A 16729-nucleotide genomic window follows, 5' to 3' on the forward strand; every position below is an offset into this window, starting at 1 on the left:
AAGATAAAACGTACTACAACTAACGAATTAATCCCTGAAAACCCAAACTTTGTAGGGTGAAAAATGACCATTAGCGCTTTTTCCTTTTCGAAAAACACCTTAAGTATAGCGGTAAAGACAGCAATAGTAAATGGCGCTTGTTGCCCGCCAGCGAACAACAATGTACGATAAAAACACCGCAATAAAGCCGCTTTAGGCCCTAGCCGCCGTTTGTGGATGTTTTATTACTGGTATAGAAGTAGATATGAGTAATGGTAACTCTCGCTAAGGCTTTACCAGATCTTAACAGAAATTGTCGGTTAATCGTGAATGAGCTGGCTATTGTTAGTTTGGAAAAGAGCCTAAGTTTGGTTGAAATTGAATCGAAAGAAAATCATTAGTTGTTGACGATGATAAAAAACCATTTCAAAATTGCGCTTCGAAACCTGCTTCGGGACAAAACCTTCACTGCAATCAATATATCGGGGCTGGCCATTGGGATGGCCTCCTGCCTGCTGATCCTACTTTCAATAATCAGCGAGCTGGGTTACGACAGTTTCCATGACAAGGCAGACAGCATAGTCCGGGTAGTCTTTCGTGGATCCATACAGGGGGGAACAATGAATGAAGCGCATGTCATGCCTCCGGTAGCAGCTGCCCTGAAGGCAGATTATCCTGAGGTAGAGCAAGCCACCCGTATCCGGAAAATGGGAAATCCCAAAGTCATTTACCAGAACAGCACTTTCCGAAACAAACCTGCTGCCTTTGCAGATGCCAATTTTTTTCAGGTGTTTACCTTTCCCTTGATCCAGGGGGATCCGGCTCAGGCTTTGAAAAACCCACAGACCATCGTCATTTCTGCATCTACCGCACAAACCTATTTTAAGGGGGAGAACCCAATAGGAAAAGAGCTGTTGATCGGGGATGACAGGGATCTGTTCACCGTTACGGGCGTCATGGCAGATATGCCGGCCAATTCCCATTTTCATTTTGAACTTTTGGCTTCCATGGCGAGCTTCCCGCCAGCCAAAAACCCATCCTGGATGGTTTCAGAATTTTATACCTACCTATTGCTTCAACCAGGCACTGATTACAACAAGCTGGAAGCTAAGCTTCCCCGGGTAGCCGAAAAATACATGGGCCCGCAGTTGGAGGAAGCCATGGGAATCAGTTACAACCAATTTATGGAAGACGGGAACAATATCGGGATCTTCCTTCAGCCACTCACCTCTATTCATCTGCATTCTGACTTGATGGGCGAACTGCGACCGGGTGGGGATATCAGGTATATCTACATTTCCGGAGCCATTGCCCTTTTTATGATCCTGATTGCCAGCATCAATTTCATCAATCTTTCCACAGCAAGTGCCGGCAAAAGGGTAAGGGAAGTGGGTGTTCGAAAAGTACTTGGCTCAGAAAAACAGCAACTCATAGGACAATTTCTGGCGGAGTATACCTTGTTGAGCCTTTTCGCACTATTAATTGCCCTGACATTGGTAAAATTATCCCTGCCCGTATTTAATAGCCTTGCAGGAAAAAATATAGACATTCAGTATTTTTCCAACCTATGGACTGTACCCGCCCTGCTTTTATTTGGGCTGATGATAGGGATACTTGCCGGCATATATCCGGCATTTTTCCTGTCTACTTTCAGGCCTGTTTCCATATTAAAAGGATCCTTTTTCCCGGTCTCAGGCAGCAAGGGCAAAAGGTCCTTTAGTTTGCGCAGCGGATTGGTCATTTTCCAGTTTGCCGTATCAGTTATACTGATTACAGGCACAATCGTGGTTTACAAACAACTGGAGTTTATCCAAAATAAAAACCTCGGTTACAACAAAGATCAGGTTTTGATTTTTCCGGATGCCCGATACCTGGGAAACAATATTGAAGCATTCCGGCAACAGTTGCTTCAGGACTCAAGAGTCGCAAACGTAAGTATTTCCGGATACCTGCCTTCCGGACCATCGTTAAATAATAATTTCTTTTTGTATCCGGATGGCGATGTACGCAGGCAGATTAAGACCCTGAGGTATGATGTAGATGCCGATTACATCCCCACCCTGGGCATGGAATTGGAGGCAGGTAGAAATTTTTCGGAAGTATTTGGATCTGAGCAAAGCTCCATTATTCTGAATGAGACTGCGGCCCGGGCACTGAATTGGGAGGAGGGTGCTCTGGGCAAGACCCTTTCCCACCAGGACAATGAGGGAAAGCAAACAAATTACCATGTCATTGGCATCGTGAAAGACTTCCATTTCAGGTCCCTGCATGAACGCATCTTTCCCCTTGTCATGGTGAAAGCTGACGGCGATGGAGCTGTGATCGCCAGAATCAACACCGATGAGGCAGGAAGCTTACTGGATGACATTAAATTGAAATGGAATACACTCGCTGCGGAGGAGCCCTTTGCGTACTCATTTTTGGACGATCGGTATCGCCAAACCTATCAGGCAGAACGAAGGATGGGATACATCCTGATGGTATTTTCAGGCTTAACCATTTTTATTGCCTGTTTGGGCTTATTTGGGCTGGCGATGTTTACCGCAAGACAGCGCAATAAAGAAATTGGCATCCGAAAGGTGCTTGGTGCGAATGTATCTACCATCGTGAGCATGCTTTCCCGGGAGTATATAAAGTTGGTGCTTTTGTCAGCCTTCATTGCCTTCCCAATTTCCTGGTGGTTGATGAACCAATGGCTGGAAGGCTTTGCCTACCGGATAGCTATTTCTATTTGGACCTATTTGGTTGCAGGAGGATTGGTGTTTCTGGTGGCCTGGTTGGCCGTTGGCAAGGAAGCCATTAAGGCTGCTTTAGCGAATCCAGTGAAATCTTTGCGTAGTGAATAGGAGAAGTGGTTTGACCGGAATGATTAAGGATATTATTAGCCTCGGTTGATTTTCCGGCCTTGCCGCTCAGGACCCACGAAATTCTATCTCAACAACAATGACCAAGGCAAATGGTCAATCGATTTCGACACTGAATTTGTTTTGCGTATTGTACTTTTCTGGTTTCCCCATCGACACCATCCAACGGTCATAGGCCGCCTTTTTCAGCCATTGTACCAGATTTTGTTTCTGTAGGTGCGCAGCTTTTGCGGCTTCTGAAGCCAATTTTGAAGCTGTTTCATAATCTTTGCTATTATCGCTGTGGTGAAATATAAATGCTGCATAAAACTTTTCAATTGGCTCCAGATTTTTATTCCGCTCATAAATTCCTTTAACCTGGTTTAACCTTGATTGATCCCTGTCTTCCAATCTACTTAAAAATGGGATATAGGATTTCAAATATTTTCTATCCCCCTGATCCGTAACATAGGTATTTTCCAATTGCTCACTTTCAGTACCCAAAGGTAGGGTAGCATCTTCATACGGCCTGAATAACGATGCAAGCACTCCAATAAAACAAATACCCATTAACCGCAGTGGTATTTGAATCCAAATACCCTTTACCTTTCTGAAGAAAGTGATTATCCAAAAAAAAAATAAAATCAAAGTTGCCCCAATGCTTAAAAACAGCCATACAAATTCCAATCCTGCAACTTTAAAGGAAATAAAAATCACTGAAATAGCGATCGCTAAAATAAATATGTTTTTTTTCATAGAATCATTATCTTTTTGCCAGGCTGCCGGAACCAAAAAACCTGACATCATTCCGCTCTGGATTTCCCCTGTAGAATACATCACCGGAACCCGAGCCCCTTACAGACAAAAAGCGACTAACGCCTATTGCCGTATCACCGGAACCTGATGTTCGAATGGAAGCGTCCTGCGCCAATAAGTCCAAACCCTCAAAGTCCCCGGATCCTGATTGCCTTATTTCTATCCCATCTACTTCACCCTCAAGGACTTCCATGTCACCAGACCCACTCAGGGTTACATTCAGGCTTCGGGCTTGAAGACTACTGAAACTGGCATCACCAGATCCCGATACGGTGATATCCAGATCATCAGCCACAATAGCAGATAGACTTTTTAAATCTCCCGACCCGCTGTTTTTAATGGCTTCCAGTTCGGTGAATGTAATGTATACCCTGAGGTTGATATTTCTGTAATTTCCTTTTTCGAGATAAACCTGAAACGTCTGGTCTTTTACTTCTGTTTTTACTCTTCTGAGATCCAGGTTTCGGGATTCCAGCCTTACCCCAGGCTGATCCCCTTTTTGAATTACCACATCCCAACTTCCTCCTGTGGAAAGCTTTTTGAAATGATCCAGATTTCTGGTCTCTACATTTTGAGCCATAACCTGCAAACTGAGAAGGGCAATAAAAACCGATAATAAAGGAATCCGAATTGCTTTCATGGTACTTCAACTTTTTGGTCTGAAAAGCATTTTACCAAAAAAGTGCCAATCAAAAAACACTGATAGGGGCCGTCTGAACAAGGTTTAAAGATTCCCCTGTTCGGATCACTACAGTGAATGTCCGGTTACGAACATAGATTGATCCGCTGTGAACCTATTCGGTGAAAAGGTTGTCAATAGAACTTCAACTTATACATTCAATCCGCTAAAAATTAACGGGTTAGGGCATAATCTTTGTTACCTTTTACGGTGAACGAAAGCCAAATTGGTTTTCAATTGTACCAAAAAAACCTTAATGCTATGGGAATTGTAAAAATCATAGAAGTCATTGCCAGCTCTGACAAGAGTTTTGACGATGCTGTTCAGAATGCGCTTAAGGATGCGTCCAAGTCGGTAAAAAACATCCGGTCAATCTACGTCAAACATTTCAATGCCAATGTAGAAAACAACAAAATTGTTTCTTATGGCGTAAATGCCAAAGTCTCCTTTGAGGTTAACGCCTAATGAACCCAAAATACCAAAGAGGTTACCGTGATGTCCTCTTTGGTACTTTTTATTCTGTTTTTAAAGTATCGACCACCTTTATTCTGGCAACATTCAGTACCCGAAAGGTTACCTTAAGGTATGCAACGGAAAGGATTACGACTGCAGATACCTGGGCAAACCACCATTTAAAATCCATGCTTTACGCACATCCGGATAACGATACTTTCATCAGCCAACATGCAACACTCCTGTTACCAATTTTGAAATGGTTTTTAACATGAACTCCTTTAGGAGACAAGCTAAATATGAAACTGTTCCCGAATATTTTCAGTCACCACTTTACCATCAAATAAATTGATGATCCGGTGGGCGTAATTGGCATCATGGGGGGAGTGGGTCACCATGACGATGGTGGTTCCTTCGTTGTTCAATTCCTCCAAAAGCCGCATGACTTCCTCCCCGTTTGCCGAGTCCAGGTTGCCTGTAGGCTCATCGGCCAGGATTACTGCCGGCTTGGCCACGATGGCACGGGCAATGGCCACCCTTTGCTGCTGACCACCGGATAGCTGTTGGGGAAAATGGTTTTTCCGATGCATGATATTCATGCGGTCCAAAACTTCCTCTACTTTTCTTTTTCGCTCATCCGATGGGATTTTTAAGTACAAAAGTGGAAGTTCCACATTTTCAAAGCAAGTCAATTCGTCGATCAGGTTAAAACTCTGGAACACAAATCCAATATTTCCCTTCCTGAGCTGAGACCGCTGCCGCTCCGAATATTTGCCGACTTCATTGTCCAAAAAGTAATATTCCCCGTCATCTGGATTGTCCAACAGGCCTATGATATTCAACAGGGTGGATTTACCACATCCGGAGGGGCCCATGATGGCGACAAACTCGCCTTTTTGGATTTCAATCTGTATGTCATCCAGGGCAGTAGTTTCTACCTCCTCTGTGGTATACCGCTTTTTCAATCGATTGGTTTTGATGATGTGTTGCATGGTATCAGTATGTATATGGTATCTTATTGTAATGTCCTTCCGGCGCCGGTAAGCATGTCATGTATCCGCTCCCGGTAATATCAGTGGCTCAGGTTGAGTACTTCATTTTTTCCGAAGTTTTCATATCCGCTAACGATCACTTTTTCTCCTGCCGACAAACCTTCAATCACCTCATAGTATTCTGGGTTCTTACGTCCAAGGCGAATATTTCTTTTTTCTGCCTTCCCGCTGTTCTCAGCGACCACAAATACCCAGTTGCCACCGCTATCTTTATAAAATCCTCCCACTGGCAACAGCGTGGCCTGCTCGCTTTCACCGAGTTCGAGCCGGATTCGGACCGTTTGTCCCCGACGTATCCCGGAGGGGGCTTCACCTGAAAATGCCATATCTACTTCAAACCTTCCTCCGGTCACATTGGGATAGATTTTGGCAATTTCCAATACGTAACTTTCACCTGAAAAATCAAAGGCACCCTTTAATCCGGTGTACACTCTCGGTAAATACAATTCATCCACCGGTACGCGAACTTTAAATTTGTCGATGACATCAATCTGGCCGTAGCGTTCACCTGCATTGATAGACTGACCTACTTCGATCTCCTCCGTTGTCAACTGCCCTGAGATAGGAGCCCTGACTACCAGATTATCGAGGATTTGCCCCACTCCATCCAGCGATTGATTCATCCTTGCTTCCGATTCTTTCAACTGCCTCTTCTGAATGATTCGGGCGATGGAGTCATTCCGGTACGATTCGTAGGTCAGCCTTTGTCTTTTCAGGTTGTATTCATATTCCTCTTTTACCTCTTCGAGTTCCCTGTCTGAGACAAGTTTTTTCTCATGCAATTGCCTGAATCTTTCATACTGGGGTTTTAAGAGGCTGATCCTATAGTCGATTTCCGCAAGCTGTGCCTGCTGGCTCAAGTCATTCTGATCCAGCAGCAGACGGGTTTGCCTGAGGTTATTGATTTGAAAATAGAGGTCAGTTTCTCTATTCATGACATCCAGTTGCAGGTTAGAATTGGTCAACTTCAATAACGTATCCCCTTTCTCCACCATGGAGCCTGACTCCCGGATGATCTCCTGGATATTCCCCCGCTCTATGGCATCCAGATAGAACACCTCTCCCGGCTCAATCGTACCGCTTACTGGAATATAGTCGGTAAATTCACCTGTCTTTACTGTAGCAATAGTGATGCGATCCCGGTCCACATTCATGCTGGACCGGCTATCTGCAAAGATCAACCGGTAAATCACGAAAGCCAGCAAGAGGCTTCCGGTAGCCAGCAGGCCAATCAGACGGGGGGTCCATTTTTTCTTCTCTAGCTTTCTGTCCATTTTCCGGAGCATTATTTTGTGTCTCTATCCAATTGCCAATTTGCATGCCAGCCCGGGAATGCCCGGAATTTCAGCCTGAAGCCCATTCATCCCTGCCAGACGCCTCATTTTTCGAACAAAATTGCCCGCCAGCGAACAAAATTGTATGGATTAAGCACAGTTTTTTTTCGCTCATGGCTATCAGGTTTTTGAAAAATAAGCTTAAATTTCCAGTATTGACCGATTTTGGGAAAAAATCGTCCACCTGTACCATTTCGGAACATCTTTTGGCTTTCCCTAACAGTACCTGTATCTGTTTAAGATAAAACTCGAATCACCCTGCTGAGCATGCATCGCCCAGGCATGGGGTATTTGTGTAAGGGCGAACCAACTGGAGGGAAAACGACATTAAAAATATGAAAGTAGAAAAAGCCGGTAAAATCCTGGTTGTTGATGACAACGAAGACTTGCTGAGAGCGGCAAAAATTTTCTTAAAAAGGCAATTTGGTCAGGTCGATACCGAAAGCAATCCAGGGATGTTGCCTATCCTAATGGTCAATGAACAGTACGATGTCATTTTACTGGACATGAACTTCACCAGGGATGTCAGCAGCGGACAGGAAGGTTTTTACTGGCTGGACAGGATCCTCGAACTGGATTCCTCAGCCGTAGTGGTTTTGATCACGGCCTATGGCGACGTGAACACCGCTGTGAAAGCGATCAAAGAGGGCGCAACAGATTTTGTCCTTAAGCCCTGGGAAAATGAGAAACTACTGGGCACCCTCAATGCTGCCCTGCAGCTCCGCCAGTCCAAATTGGAAATTTCACAGCTGCGCAACCAGCAGCAGCAACTTCTGCAGGACATGGATCAGAAGTTTAAAGACATCATCGGGCAAAGTCCTGCCATGATGAAAGTATTTGAGACCATAGAGCGGGTGGCAGGTACAGATGCCAATGTTTTGATTTTGGGGGAAAACGGTACAGGCAAGGAACTGGTAGCAAGAGCCATACACCGCAATTCCAGGCGGCACAAGGAAGCTTTTGTGGGCGTCGACCTGGGGTCTATTACCAGTTCACTCTTTGAAAGCGAGCTTTTTGGTCACAAAAAGGGTTCTTTTACCGATGCCAGGGAAGATCGTGCAGGCAGGTTTGAGCAGGCACACAAAGGCACCCTGTTTCTGGACGAGGTCGGCAACCTGCCCCTGCCCCTGCAAGCCAAACTGCTGGCCACACTACAAAACAGGGAGGTGACAAGGGTCGGTACGAATAGAGCCATACCCGTAAATATCCGACTGATATCGGCCACCAATATGGCCATACACAATATGGTATACGACAATGATTTCCGGCAGGATCTCTTGTACCGCATCAATACCATAGAAATTACACTCCCACCACTTAGAGAGCGCCAGGAAGACATCATGCCACTGGCCAATCATTTTATAGCCATTTACTCAAAAAAATACAACAAGGAAATCCGCAAAGCCGGAGAAGCACTCGTCAAAAGAATGCAGAAATACTCCTGGCCCGGAAATGTAAGGGAGCTGCAGCACAGCATAGAGCGGGCCGTTATCATGGCAAACCGCAGCGTGCTTCAACCTGAAGATCTCTTCATGCAAAAACAAGCCATGCCGGAAAGACAGGAGGAGAGCATTAACCTGGATCATTACAACATTGAGGATGTAGAAAAAATATTGATCCGGAAGGCCTTACAAAAGCACAACGGCCACATCACCCGAGCTGCAGAGGAACTGGGACTTACCAGATCCTCTCTTTACAGGAGATTGGAAAGGTATGGGCTTTAGGTCTTTTGCTTTCGGGATTTCGATCAGGGTGCTACTGATCGTTCTGGTCGTGCATATAGGCCTGTATTTTTATATCAGCAAAGATGCATTTCTCGCCGGCGCCATTTTTTCTCTTATTCTGGTATTTCAAACCCTGAACCTGATTGCCTTTTCCAATACCACAAATCGGAAAATTACACGTTTTCTGGACTCGATACGTTATTCGGATTTTTCCTCCTCCTTTACCAAAGACAGCAAACTCGGAAAATCCTTTATGGAAATGAACCTGTCCTTCAATGAGGTGATAAACGCCTTCAAAAAAACAAGGGCAGAAAAAGAGGAGCAGGTGCTTTTTTTGCAGATCATGATCCAGCACATCAATACCGGCATCATTTCTTTTGAGGATAGTGGAAAAATAGGTGTGGTCAATGGAGCCGCCAAACAACTCCTGCAAATACCCCAATTTAAAGATATCCACGATTTGGGGAAGCGATCACCAGACTTGCTTCAGATGGTCCTGAAGCTAAAGCCGGGCGGCTCTTTTTCCATCCGGATCAATACAGACCTTCACCTGAACATACAGTCTGCTGCCTTCAAAATGGAAGGCAGGAGTTGGATCCTGTTATCCTTTCAAAATATCCGGTCAGAACTACAGAAAAATGAGTTGAAAGCCTGGCAAAACCTCACTAAGGTGCTGCGGCATGAGATCATGAATTCGATGACGCCAATCGCCAGCCTGGCCAACTCTCTGGGTACGATACTGGAAGAGGACACGCAACAAACAGCATCTGGCCGTCTGCTTGATAATGACAGCTATCAGGACCTCTCCGAGGGTCTGGAGACCATTTCGAAACGCAGCGCAGGCCTGGTAGATTTTGTGAATGCCTACCGGGACTACACAAATATTCCCCAGCCACAAATGAAAAGGGTAGGGCTCGGAAAAATGTTTGAAAATATCAGCGTATTGATGAAAGAGGAGCTGGCTGAGAGGGGTATCCGTTTGCAAACGGGCATTCAACCGTCCGGACTGGAAATCATGGCAGACAAGGAAATGATTCAGATGATCCTGATCAACCTGATCAAAAATGCCCGGGAGGCAATGGACAATGCAAGGGAAAGGACCATTTTACTAAATGCGCGGAAAGACCGGAACGGGCATCCCTATATACAGGTGACTGATCATGGTGAAGGAATCGTTGCAGAGGCTTTGGAGCGCATATTCGTACCGTTTTATACTACGAAAAAAAACGGTAGTGGCATCGGCCTGGCCATTTCCAGGCAAATCATGAATCTGCATCAGGGAAGCCTTGAGGCCGCATCGGTACCCGGAGAGCAAACCGTCTTCACCTTGTATTTCGGATCCTCTCCGAAGCACTGAGTAAAAATTGAAAGAAACTATGGAAGCGCGGTTAAAAACCGGCTGAATTTGAGGTACCATGAGGTATTTCTATTGCATACAAAATATCAAAATAAGAACTATTTCTTTCCCAATTCAGTTTTTTTGACAAAGAAAAGAACCAATAAAAACAACATATCATGGACATAACTAAAAAAGCTAAAGCAGAAATAGAAGATCGTTTGGATAGAATCGAGGAATTTATTGCTTCCAATGGTATCGGATCTACTTACCTCAGAAAAGCCCGAAAAACACAGCGGGACATTAACCTGGCACTTGTATTTGGAGGAATGGTTACTATTGCCGGTATCGCCCTTTGGCTCAGCATGAAAAATAAAGAATAAGGCAGGGAAAATGGTACCTTACCAGATGAAGAATGGAAGGGTAGCCTGCAGTTATTACAAGCCACCCGGCTATATTAGCGGACCCACAAATCGATCTGTTCGCTAAAACGAACGATGGGTAAACCAATTTTAGTATCCTAATAGAAATTCTTGTCAACCAGGCCAGGTGTCCATCAAACTGGGAATACACAAGGCAAAGTAGATCCCCTCCTGGCTAGTTATGCTTACCAATTAGCGAAGACTACCCAAGGCGTAATCCATGACGATCCCCTGAAAATAAAGCGTAAATTTGGCCTGGGCCAGGTCAGATTGCGCCCTTACAAGCTGCTGATTGGCCTGAGCCAGGTCTACAAAATTACTTACTCCCAGCCGGAACCTTTCTGATATGGCCTCCATGGCCTGTTCTGCCGCCAAAAGCTGTGCTTTGGTAGAATAGAGGGTTTGCATTGCTGCCCGGTAATTTTCGCGGGCAAGCTTTACTTCCTGGACAATCTTCCTTTGCAATGCCTCCCGTTCCAGCTTTTGGTTCGTCAAATCAACCCTGGCCCGGCTTACAGCGGCTTTGTTGTCAAAATTACCGAAGACGGGTACAAGCAGCGAAAACCCGAAAGTCCTCTGCGGATAGACTGTAAGCAACTGGTCGCTAATGGTTCTGTTATCCAGGGAGGTGAAAAAGGTATTGTAGTTAAAAAACGCCGAAAGTTGGGGGTACATGGATCCTTTTGCCGCGGCTACCAGTTTCTGGCTGCCTTGCTCGAGCAATTGCTGTTCCTTCAAATCCTTCCGTTGCCTGCCGGCCAGTTCGTAAAGGTCCTGCAAGTCCATATCCATCCAAAATTCGCCTTTTTCTTCCAGCTTCTGCGGCCAAGGGATAACGTTTGGCTCAAGCTGCAATGTTTCGGCGAGTGTCCAGAGATCGGTTTCCCACTGTATCCTGGCATTCAAGGCGACCGTTTCCAGCCTGGCAACTTCGGATTGCTGGTTGTACTGATCAGATAGTGTGCGCAAACCTGCCTTCACAAATCCCGCTATCTGCTCCAATTGCTTTTTCTGGTTATCCAGGTTTTCCCTTGCAATGGCATGAAGCTGTTCGTCCAAAAGTACCTGCAGGTATTGCCGGGCTATGGTAAAGCTGAGCTCTTCTGCCAACCGTGACAATGCATACTCGCCTGCCTCTTCGAAAAATCGGGATGCTTTGGTCTGATTCAGCAATTGAAAACCATTGAATACGGGAATCCTGGAATTAAATCCGGATCGAATGATATCATTGATCTGATTGGTAACGATCACCTCGCCCTCAACCTGTTGAAATTGCTGTCCCACCTGCCTGTTCAGATTGCTACTGAGGCTGACAGCCGGCAGGTGCTGCAATTGGGCATTTAGCCGGGACATCCTCAGCACTTCCTGCTGATTTTGTGTGGTTTGATAATTTACATTTCGCTTTAAGCCAATGTCTACCGCTTCTTCAAAGGTGAGAGGAATGGTATCCTGAGCCCTGGTGAGCCCTGGCGCTGCAATGGCTAGCAGGGCCAACATGATCAAAACTTTCATGTGTTTATAATTTGATTTTTAATCTTCAGATTTTGTCCCGGTCTGTGGAGATAGCACGGTCTGGTATCAGATCCGTAGAATCTTTGCAGCCGGCCGGTCAGATCTGAATATCTGCCGCGATTTTACCGTCAAGCATTTCTATAAGACGGCTACCGTAATTGGCATTTTCTCTGGCATGGGTGGCCTGAATGATGGTAGTCCCCTCCCTGTTAAGCTCCTGAAATACTTCCATGATTTCTCTTGCCTGTGCTGAATGCAGGTTACCGGTAGGTTCATCCGCCAGAAGTATTCGTGGCCTGCCGGCAATGGCCCTAGCCACCCCTACCAATTGTTGTTGCCCACCGGATAGCTGCTCGGGAAAGAGGTCTTTTTTGGCCACCATATTGAACCTGTCCAGCAATGCAGCCACAATACTTTTTCGTTCGTTTGAGGATACCTTCCTGTACAGCAGCGGCGTTTCGATATTTTCGTATACCGTCAATTCATCGATCAGGTGATAGGCCTGGAAAATATAGCCAAATTCGGACTTGTGGAGTGATGCCCGCTGTTTGTCTTTCATGGATGCGATGGCCTTCCCGTCAAAAAGATACTCCCCTTCGAAATCCTCATCAAGTAGACCAATGATGTTAAGTAGCGTAGATTTACCTACCCCTGAGGGCCCCATCAGGGTGATAAATTCCCCCTGGTTGATGTGAAGATGAATCCCTTTCAAAATAAAAATTCTTTGGAAGCGGGAGGCGATAAACTTGTCGATTTTTTTTAACTGTATCATGAAAATGAATTGATGGCCATTATTGTGATTGTCTTTTAATTAAACAATAAAGCCTGTTTCCACTTCCATGCCATAAAAATAACAGCCAAGATTGCCGAATAAAGCGATCCACCCCCTCGTATCGGCTGATAAAGCCGAACATCTTTGTCCGCCAGCGGACGAAGCAGTAAGGGATTGACCTATGTTTGATCTATATACAAGGTAGGATCAATATAGCTTGCCGGATCAGAAAGCCAGCGCTACCTAATGGTAGACTATTGTTAGATCGTCTACAAAGCTCTTTCATTCTTTAAAAATTAACCACTGGAAAATCAATCCTCATTAAGACCCCGGTCCCTCATCTTTATCCAAACCATGTTTCATCTCAAATTGATTCCTTTTGATTTCGAAACGTTCCAATTCTGCATTAATTAAATCAAGGGATTCATTGTATCTGGAAAACAAGTCTCCCATATTTTTCTCCATATCTGAGAAATTGAATTCCATCGCATCCATCTGAAGTTTTGAGGACTTTTCTACCATAGCCACCTGACTTTTCTGAAGGTCTTCCAATAGCCTTAAAGCCCTATCCATTTTCTCTAATTTTTCCCGATTGTCCATAACTTTTCTATGATTTATTGTTCATAAACTCAAAAAGATATGGCAATAATTGTACCGAAAAATAGATAAATCTCAATAAATTAATCCCAGGCTGCGCATGGATTGCCAGCCCGGTATTGGTGTCTCTTGCGGAAAAACGGCCTTTTTCATACCGATTGATTCCCGTTATAATTCTCAGAAAACCATGATTGCTGCCTACAGGCTGAGGGGTCAGGATGCTCCGTACTACGCAATAGAAAAATCGTTTGTTTTCCGGGTTTACAGGTACTTTATTGCTGTTGTTTGGTGTACGCATCGGCTGAACAGCCAAAGTGAGTAATGCTTGAGATGAGTCCCCAGCCGATAAAAAATATTCTGAAAAAAAGCGACAATATAGTATTTTATTGATATCTTCGCTTAAACGATGAAAAACCTGTTTTTCCATATCGCATCGCTGAAAAATGCCCGGTTTGGCCTACTTTTAAAAGCTGGCTGGTTGATTTGTGGCCACAACAAGGCCTTCATCGACTAAACCCTTTACCTGGAAATCCGCTGGTAAAGGGTCTGATTTCTATAGAACAGCATAGCCTTCAAGGGCTATATTTCATTTCCTATCGTTTTCTAATCTACACAATATCATGGTACCTGTTATCAAAACAAGTGACGTTAAAACAATATTACATCTCGTCAATCTGCTGAACCCTACCGAAAAAACAAAAGAAGTAGGTCAACTGATGCGTGAAATCCATAGAGCCAGAACAGTGCCTGACAATGAAATGCCCGGAGGAGTGATCCAACTCAACAGTCATTTTGAAATCAGGTTTGCGGAAAGTGGGCAGGTCATTGCGATGAAGTTGGTGACCCCCAAATACGCAGATATCAGCCAACAAAAATTATCCCTTTTCTCTCCGCTTGGAGTGGCCCTGATCGGCTTCAGAGAAGGCGAAAGCGTCGAATGGTCTCTGCCGGGTGGCACGCGAAGTATTGAAATCCTTAAGGTAAATGACCCGGAATCCGTACCGGTGAGTCAATGAAAAAAATTGATCAATAGTATTTCTGTAAAATTATGAAATGGGCATATAGTATCCATAACAAAGGCAAACTTTCAGTCCTGCTGATGGTCATCGTTGGTGTGGTACTGATCAACCATTTTAACGAAAGAAACAATGCCGATAAAATGAGAAAAGCCATGACAGCCATGTATCAGGACAGGCTGATGGTTGAAAGCCATATTTATGAAATTGCCCTTGCATTTTCAGCAATCAGAGAATATTATCAGGAAAGCACAAAAAAAACGGACCAATTTCTCCTTCAAAAGATTAACCGTATCGATACCCGCATCGAATTGATCCAAAAAACCCAACTTACAGCCGAGGAGGAACGACATCTCCTCCATCTGGCTGATTGGGTCAGCAAAATCAGGCAACCGTCTGCTGGTGGACTTGTGGTGCCTGAAATGGAGAAACACATTTCGTTGTCCCTTGCCGAATTAGAAAAACTCTCCGAAATTCAGACCGAAGAAGGTAAGGCTATCATCTTACAAACTGAGAGAATCATTCACTCCGGTGAACGCTTCGCCGAATTGGAGATGGTAGCCCTATTGCTCACCCTTCTTCTTATCCAAATCCTGATAATTAGCAATAGGAGTCTTCACCCCCTTACTAAAATACCGTATAAGCTGAACTGAAAGAAATAAGACACCCCTACATGATTTTTTTCCATTGAATAAGTGGGAGATTTGGTATAATAATTTGGGGAAAAATTTAAATACCGGACAAATTTCACTATATTAGAGGACATATTTCCAGGTACCCGATGAAAAAAAAATCATCTAAAGTTAATGAACCGGCAGTTGCCAGCTATGAAAAGGCACCCATCACCCTACACGACATCCTGGATGTAGATGTAGAAAGTTTGAGTGAGCCGTTGATTCGCGTTGAGACGTTTCGCAATGGTCTGAGAAAAAATTCTTTTGAAAGCCTCAAAGAAATTTCCGGACTGGACAACCATACCCTCGCGGCGGCCCTGGGAGTTTCTACCAAAACCCTTCAACGAAAAGAAATTTTCGACGCAACACAATCGGAAAAAATGTACAAACTTGCCGAAATATATGTTCTCGGCACCAATTATTTCGGAAAGGAGGGGTTTAGGAGATGGATGGAGCTTCCACTTTTCTCTATCGGAAACATTAAGCCCATTGACTTAATTGACGTCTCCGAGGGGCTTGAATTGCTAAAAGCTGAAATCATGCGCCTGCAACATGGCATTGCTGTTTAGGCAGATTCATGAAAGTGAACCGGATTGCTTTAAAGAAATACTGCGATACAAGCGGTGAAGGGGCAAAATTATACGGTGGCCGGTGGAATTTACCCGGCATTCCGGCATTATACGGGAGTTCCTCTGTTTCTGCTTCTTTACTGGAAAGATTTACGATAGATACCGAACTGTTTTCCGCTGAACGTTACATTTTTTATGCAGTGATGGAGTTTGATATCCCGGATAAATGGCTGCATATCCCCGGGGAGCATGAATTGCCTCTGGAATGGGATGCCATACCTCCTACGGTACGATCACAGCAATATGGAACTAAGCTGTTGAAATCGGGGATGCTTTGCTTTGGAGTCCCCTCTGTCGTTGATCAAAGTTCCCTAAACTTTGTGATTAACCCCCTTTCCAAAAAATTCGATGCGATCAACTACAAGACCTATCCGCTGCATCTGGATCAACGGGTAGTAAGATAAGGTAAAGAGGTCCCCAGGCAAATGAATTGTGCTATGTTTGGCATGTAGCTGCAAACCCTTAAATCCGGTTCTCAACCGGACGAAAAATAATCTAGGGCTATTCTTCAGACCAATCATTACCCACTACCACTGTCCATTCCCGGATTTCCCAGGATTTTACCAATCCGTTTTGCACATAAGGATCCTGCTTCACAAAATCCTCTACCGGTCCGATCCCCTGACAGCGAAAGACCAAAACAGCCCGATCTGCCGGATCTGCAAGTGCTCCGCCCATAATGAGCTGACCATCTCTGAAAAAGTTCATTGCCAGGGCCAGATGTGATTTCCTAAAGATCACCCTTTTTTCGACATAATCGTCAACTACATCATAAGTAAGCAGGTAGTATTTCATATTTCCCTTAATGAGCGCCAAAGTACAATCTTACGGATTTATTGGAGAAATTTAAAACTCCCTCTGTTGTCAGGCCCATATCTAACCCCCTCATTC

The 16729-nt window shown here is 44.6% G+C and carries 18 protein-coding genes; 9 read left to right on the forward strand and 9 right to left on the reverse strand.

Translation table 11 applies throughout. The annotated features are described in order from the left end of the window. Positions 1–389 precede the first annotated feature (389 nt). Complete coding sequence (locus BUB19_RS09550) at positions 390–2825, forward strand: ABC transporter permease (protein WP_073094322.1); 2436 nt, start codon at positions 390–392, stop codon at positions 2823–2825. Positions 2826–2939: 114 nt separating this feature from the next. On the opposite strand, the gene BUB19_RS09555 is transcribed toward BUB19_RS09550, so the two are convergent. Together BUB19_RS09555 and BUB19_RS09560 are read right to left on the reverse strand one after the other, a co-directional pair. Beyond that, entirely contained in the window at positions 2940–3392 is a 453-nt protein-coding gene (locus BUB19_RS09555; protein ID WP_143155991.1) for a hypothetical protein, read from the reverse strand. A gap of 193 nt (positions 3393–3585) precedes the next feature. Beyond that, entirely contained in the window at positions 3586–4278 is a 693-nt protein-coding gene (locus tag BUB19_RS09560) for a head GIN domain-containing protein (RefSeq protein ID WP_073094324.1), read from the reverse strand. 300 nt (positions 4279–4578) lie between these two features. Between BUB19_RS09560 and BUB19_RS09565 the strand changes: the two genes are divergently transcribed. After that, a complete protein-coding gene (locus BUB19_RS09565; RefSeq protein WP_073094631.1) occupies positions 4579–4782 on the forward strand; it encodes a dodecin family protein in 204 nt (67 codons plus the stop codon). 281 nt (positions 4783–5063) lie between these two features. On the opposite strand, the gene BUB19_RS09575 is transcribed toward BUB19_RS09565, so the two are convergent. Together BUB19_RS09575 and BUB19_RS09580 are read right to left on the reverse strand one after the other, a co-directional pair. Continuing rightward, positions 5064–5762 carry an ABC transporter ATP-binding protein gene (locus BUB19_RS09575; protein WP_073094326.1) on the reverse strand — a complete coding sequence of 233 codons (699 nt, stop codon included), beginning with the start codon at positions 5760–5762 and terminating at the stop codon, positions 5064–5066. 80 nt (positions 5763–5842) lie between these two features. After that, the gene (locus tag BUB19_RS09580; protein WP_073094632.1) at positions 5843–7096 is read right to left on the reverse strand and encodes an efflux RND transporter periplasmic adaptor subunit; all 1254 of its coding nucleotides are present in this window, start codon (positions 7094–7096) and stop codon (positions 5843–5845) included. 395 nt (positions 7097–7491) lie between these two features. Between BUB19_RS09580 and BUB19_RS09590 the strand changes: the two genes are divergently transcribed. The 3 genes from BUB19_RS09590 (at position 7492) to BUB19_RS09600 (ending at position 10599) form a co-directional block, all read left to right on the forward strand. After that, entirely contained in the window at positions 7492–8880 is a 1389-nt protein-coding gene (locus tag BUB19_RS09590) for a sigma-54-dependent transcriptional regulator (RefSeq protein WP_073094328.1), read from the forward strand. Next, on the forward strand, positions 8870–10237 hold the full coding sequence (locus BUB19_RS09595) for a sensor histidine kinase (RefSeq protein WP_073094329.1): 1368 nt from the start codon (positions 8870–8872) through the stop codon (positions 10235–10237). Before BUB19_RS09590 ends, BUB19_RS09595 begins: the two co-directional genes overlap by 11 nt. A 158-nt stretch (positions 10238–10395) precedes the next feature. Beyond that, positions 10396–10599 carry a hypothetical protein gene (locus BUB19_RS09600; protein ID WP_073094330.1) on the forward strand — a complete coding sequence of 68 codons (204 nt, stop codon included), beginning with the start codon at positions 10396–10398 and terminating at the stop codon, positions 10597–10599. 231 nt (positions 10600–10830) lie between these two features. On the opposite strand, the gene BUB19_RS09605 is transcribed toward BUB19_RS09600, so the two are convergent. From BUB19_RS09605 to BUB19_RS09620, 4 genes are all read right to left on the reverse strand, one after another. Next, positions 10831–12150 carry a TolC family protein gene (locus tag BUB19_RS09605; RefSeq protein WP_073094331.1) on the reverse strand — a complete coding sequence of 440 codons (1320 nt, stop codon included), beginning with the start codon at positions 12148–12150 and terminating at the stop codon, positions 10831–10833. A 97-nt stretch (positions 12151–12247) separates the two neighbouring features. Next, positions 12248–12922: an ABC transporter ATP-binding protein gene (locus BUB19_RS09610; protein ID WP_073094332.1), complete on the reverse strand. Its 675-nt coding sequence runs from the start codon at positions 12920–12922 to the stop codon at positions 12248–12250. Positions 12923–13243: 321 nt separating this feature from the next. Further along, complete coding sequence (locus BUB19_RS09615; RefSeq protein ID WP_073094333.1) at positions 13244–13522, reverse strand: hypothetical protein; 279 nt, start codon at positions 13520–13522, stop codon at positions 13244–13246. 7 nt (positions 13523–13529) lie between these two features. Continuing rightward, positions 13530–13946 carry a hypothetical protein gene (locus BUB19_RS09620; RefSeq protein ID WP_143155992.1) on the reverse strand — a complete coding sequence of 139 codons (417 nt, stop codon included), beginning with the start codon at positions 13944–13946 and terminating at the stop codon, positions 13530–13532. A gap of 193 nt (positions 13947–14139) precedes the next feature. Between BUB19_RS09620 and BUB19_RS09625 the strand changes: the two genes are divergently transcribed. From BUB19_RS09625 to BUB19_RS09640, 4 genes are all read left to right on the forward strand, one after another. After that, positions 14140–14535 (forward strand): GreA/GreB family elongation factor, encoded by a 396-nt coding sequence (locus tag BUB19_RS09625; RefSeq protein WP_073094335.1) that lies wholly within the window; start codon positions 14140–14142, stop codon positions 14533–14535. A 32-nt stretch (positions 14536–14567) separates the two neighbouring features. Continuing rightward, positions 14568–15188, forward strand: a complete 621-nt coding sequence (locus BUB19_RS09630) for an MCP four helix bundle domain-containing protein (RefSeq protein WP_073094336.1) — start codon at positions 14568–14570, stop codon at positions 15186–15188. Positions 15189–15316: 128 nt separating this feature from the next. Then, complete coding sequence (locus BUB19_RS09635) at positions 15317–15778, forward strand: antitoxin Xre-like helix-turn-helix domain-containing protein (RefSeq protein WP_073094337.1); 462 nt, start codon at positions 15317–15319, stop codon at positions 15776–15778. A gap of 8 nt (positions 15779–15786) precedes the next feature. After that, a complete protein-coding gene (locus tag BUB19_RS09640; protein ID WP_073094338.1) occupies positions 15787–16242 on the forward strand; it encodes an RES family NAD+ phosphorylase in 456 nt (151 codons plus the stop codon). Between the two features lie 97 nt (positions 16243–16339). Here the strand turns inward: BUB19_RS09640 and BUB19_RS09645 are convergent, their stop codons facing one another. Further along, complete coding sequence (locus tag BUB19_RS09645; protein WP_073094633.1) at positions 16340–16633, reverse strand: YciI-like protein; 294 nt, start codon at positions 16631–16633, stop codon at positions 16340–16342. Positions 16634–16729: the final 96 nt, after the last annotated feature.

Source organism: Cyclobacterium lianum (assembly GCF_900143075.1).
In the GTDB taxonomy this organism is placed as follows: Bacteria; Bacteroidota; Bacteroidia; order Cytophagales; family Cyclobacteriaceae; genus Cyclobacterium; species Cyclobacterium lianum.

Coding starts and splice junctions, on each gene's coding strand:
- BUB19_RS09550 (WP_073094322.1), top strand. CDS start 390: ATGATAAAAAACCATTTCAAAATTGCGCTTCGAAACCTGCTTCGGGAC.
- BUB19_RS09555 (WP_143155991.1), bottom strand. CDS start 3,392: ATGGGTATTTGTTTTATTGGAGTGCTTGCATCGTTATTCAGGCCGTAT.
- BUB19_RS09560 (WP_073094324.1), bottom strand. CDS start 4,278: ATGAAAGCAATTCGGATTCCTTTATTATCGGTTTTTATTGCCCTTCTC.
- BUB19_RS09565 (WP_073094631.1), top strand. CDS start 4,579: ATGGGAATTGTAAAAATCATAGAAGTCATTGCCAGCTCTGACAAGAGT.
- BUB19_RS09575 (WP_073094326.1), bottom strand. CDS start 5,762: ATGCAACACATCATCAAAACCAATCGATTGAAAAAGCGGTATACCACA.
- BUB19_RS09580 (WP_073094632.1), bottom strand. CDS start 7,096: ATGGACAGAAAGCTAGAGAAGAAAAAATGGACCCCCCGTCTGATTGGC.
- BUB19_RS09590 (WP_073094328.1), top strand. CDS start 7,492: ATGAAAGTAGAAAAAGCCGGTAAAATCCTGGTTGTTGATGACAACGAA.
- BUB19_RS09595 (WP_073094329.1), top strand. CDS start 8,870: ATGGGCTTTAGGTCTTTTGCTTTCGGGATTTCGATCAGGGTGCTACTG.
- BUB19_RS09600 (WP_073094330.1), top strand. CDS start 10,396: ATGGACATAACTAAAAAAGCTAAAGCAGAAATAGAAGATCGTTTGGAT.
- BUB19_RS09605 (WP_073094331.1), bottom strand. CDS start 12,150: ATGAAAGTTTTGATCATGTTGGCCCTGCTAGCCATTGCAGCGCCAGGG.
- BUB19_RS09610 (WP_073094332.1), bottom strand. CDS start 12,922: ATGATACAGTTAAAAAAAATCGACAAGTTTATCGCCTCCCGCTTCCAA.
- BUB19_RS09615 (WP_073094333.1), bottom strand. CDS start 13,522: ATGGACAATCGGGAAAAATTAGAGAAAATGGATAGGGCTTTAAGGCTA.
- BUB19_RS09620 (WP_143155992.1), bottom strand. CDS start 13,946: ATGGAAAAACAGGTTTTTCATCGTTTAAGCGAAGATATCAATAAAATA.
- BUB19_RS09625 (WP_073094335.1), top strand. CDS start 14,140: ATGGTACCTGTTATCAAAACAAGTGACGTTAAAACAATATTACATCTC.
- BUB19_RS09630 (WP_073094336.1), top strand. CDS start 14,568: ATGAAATGGGCATATAGTATCCATAACAAAGGCAAACTTTCAGTCCTG.
- BUB19_RS09635 (WP_073094337.1), top strand. CDS start 15,317: ATGAAAAAAAAATCATCTAAAGTTAATGAACCGGCAGTTGCCAGCTAT.
- BUB19_RS09640 (WP_073094338.1), top strand. CDS start 15,787: ATGAAAGTGAACCGGATTGCTTTAAAGAAATACTGCGATACAAGCGGT.
- BUB19_RS09645 (WP_073094633.1), bottom strand. CDS start 16,633: ATGAAATACTACCTGCTTACTTATGATGTAGTTGACGATTATGTCGAA.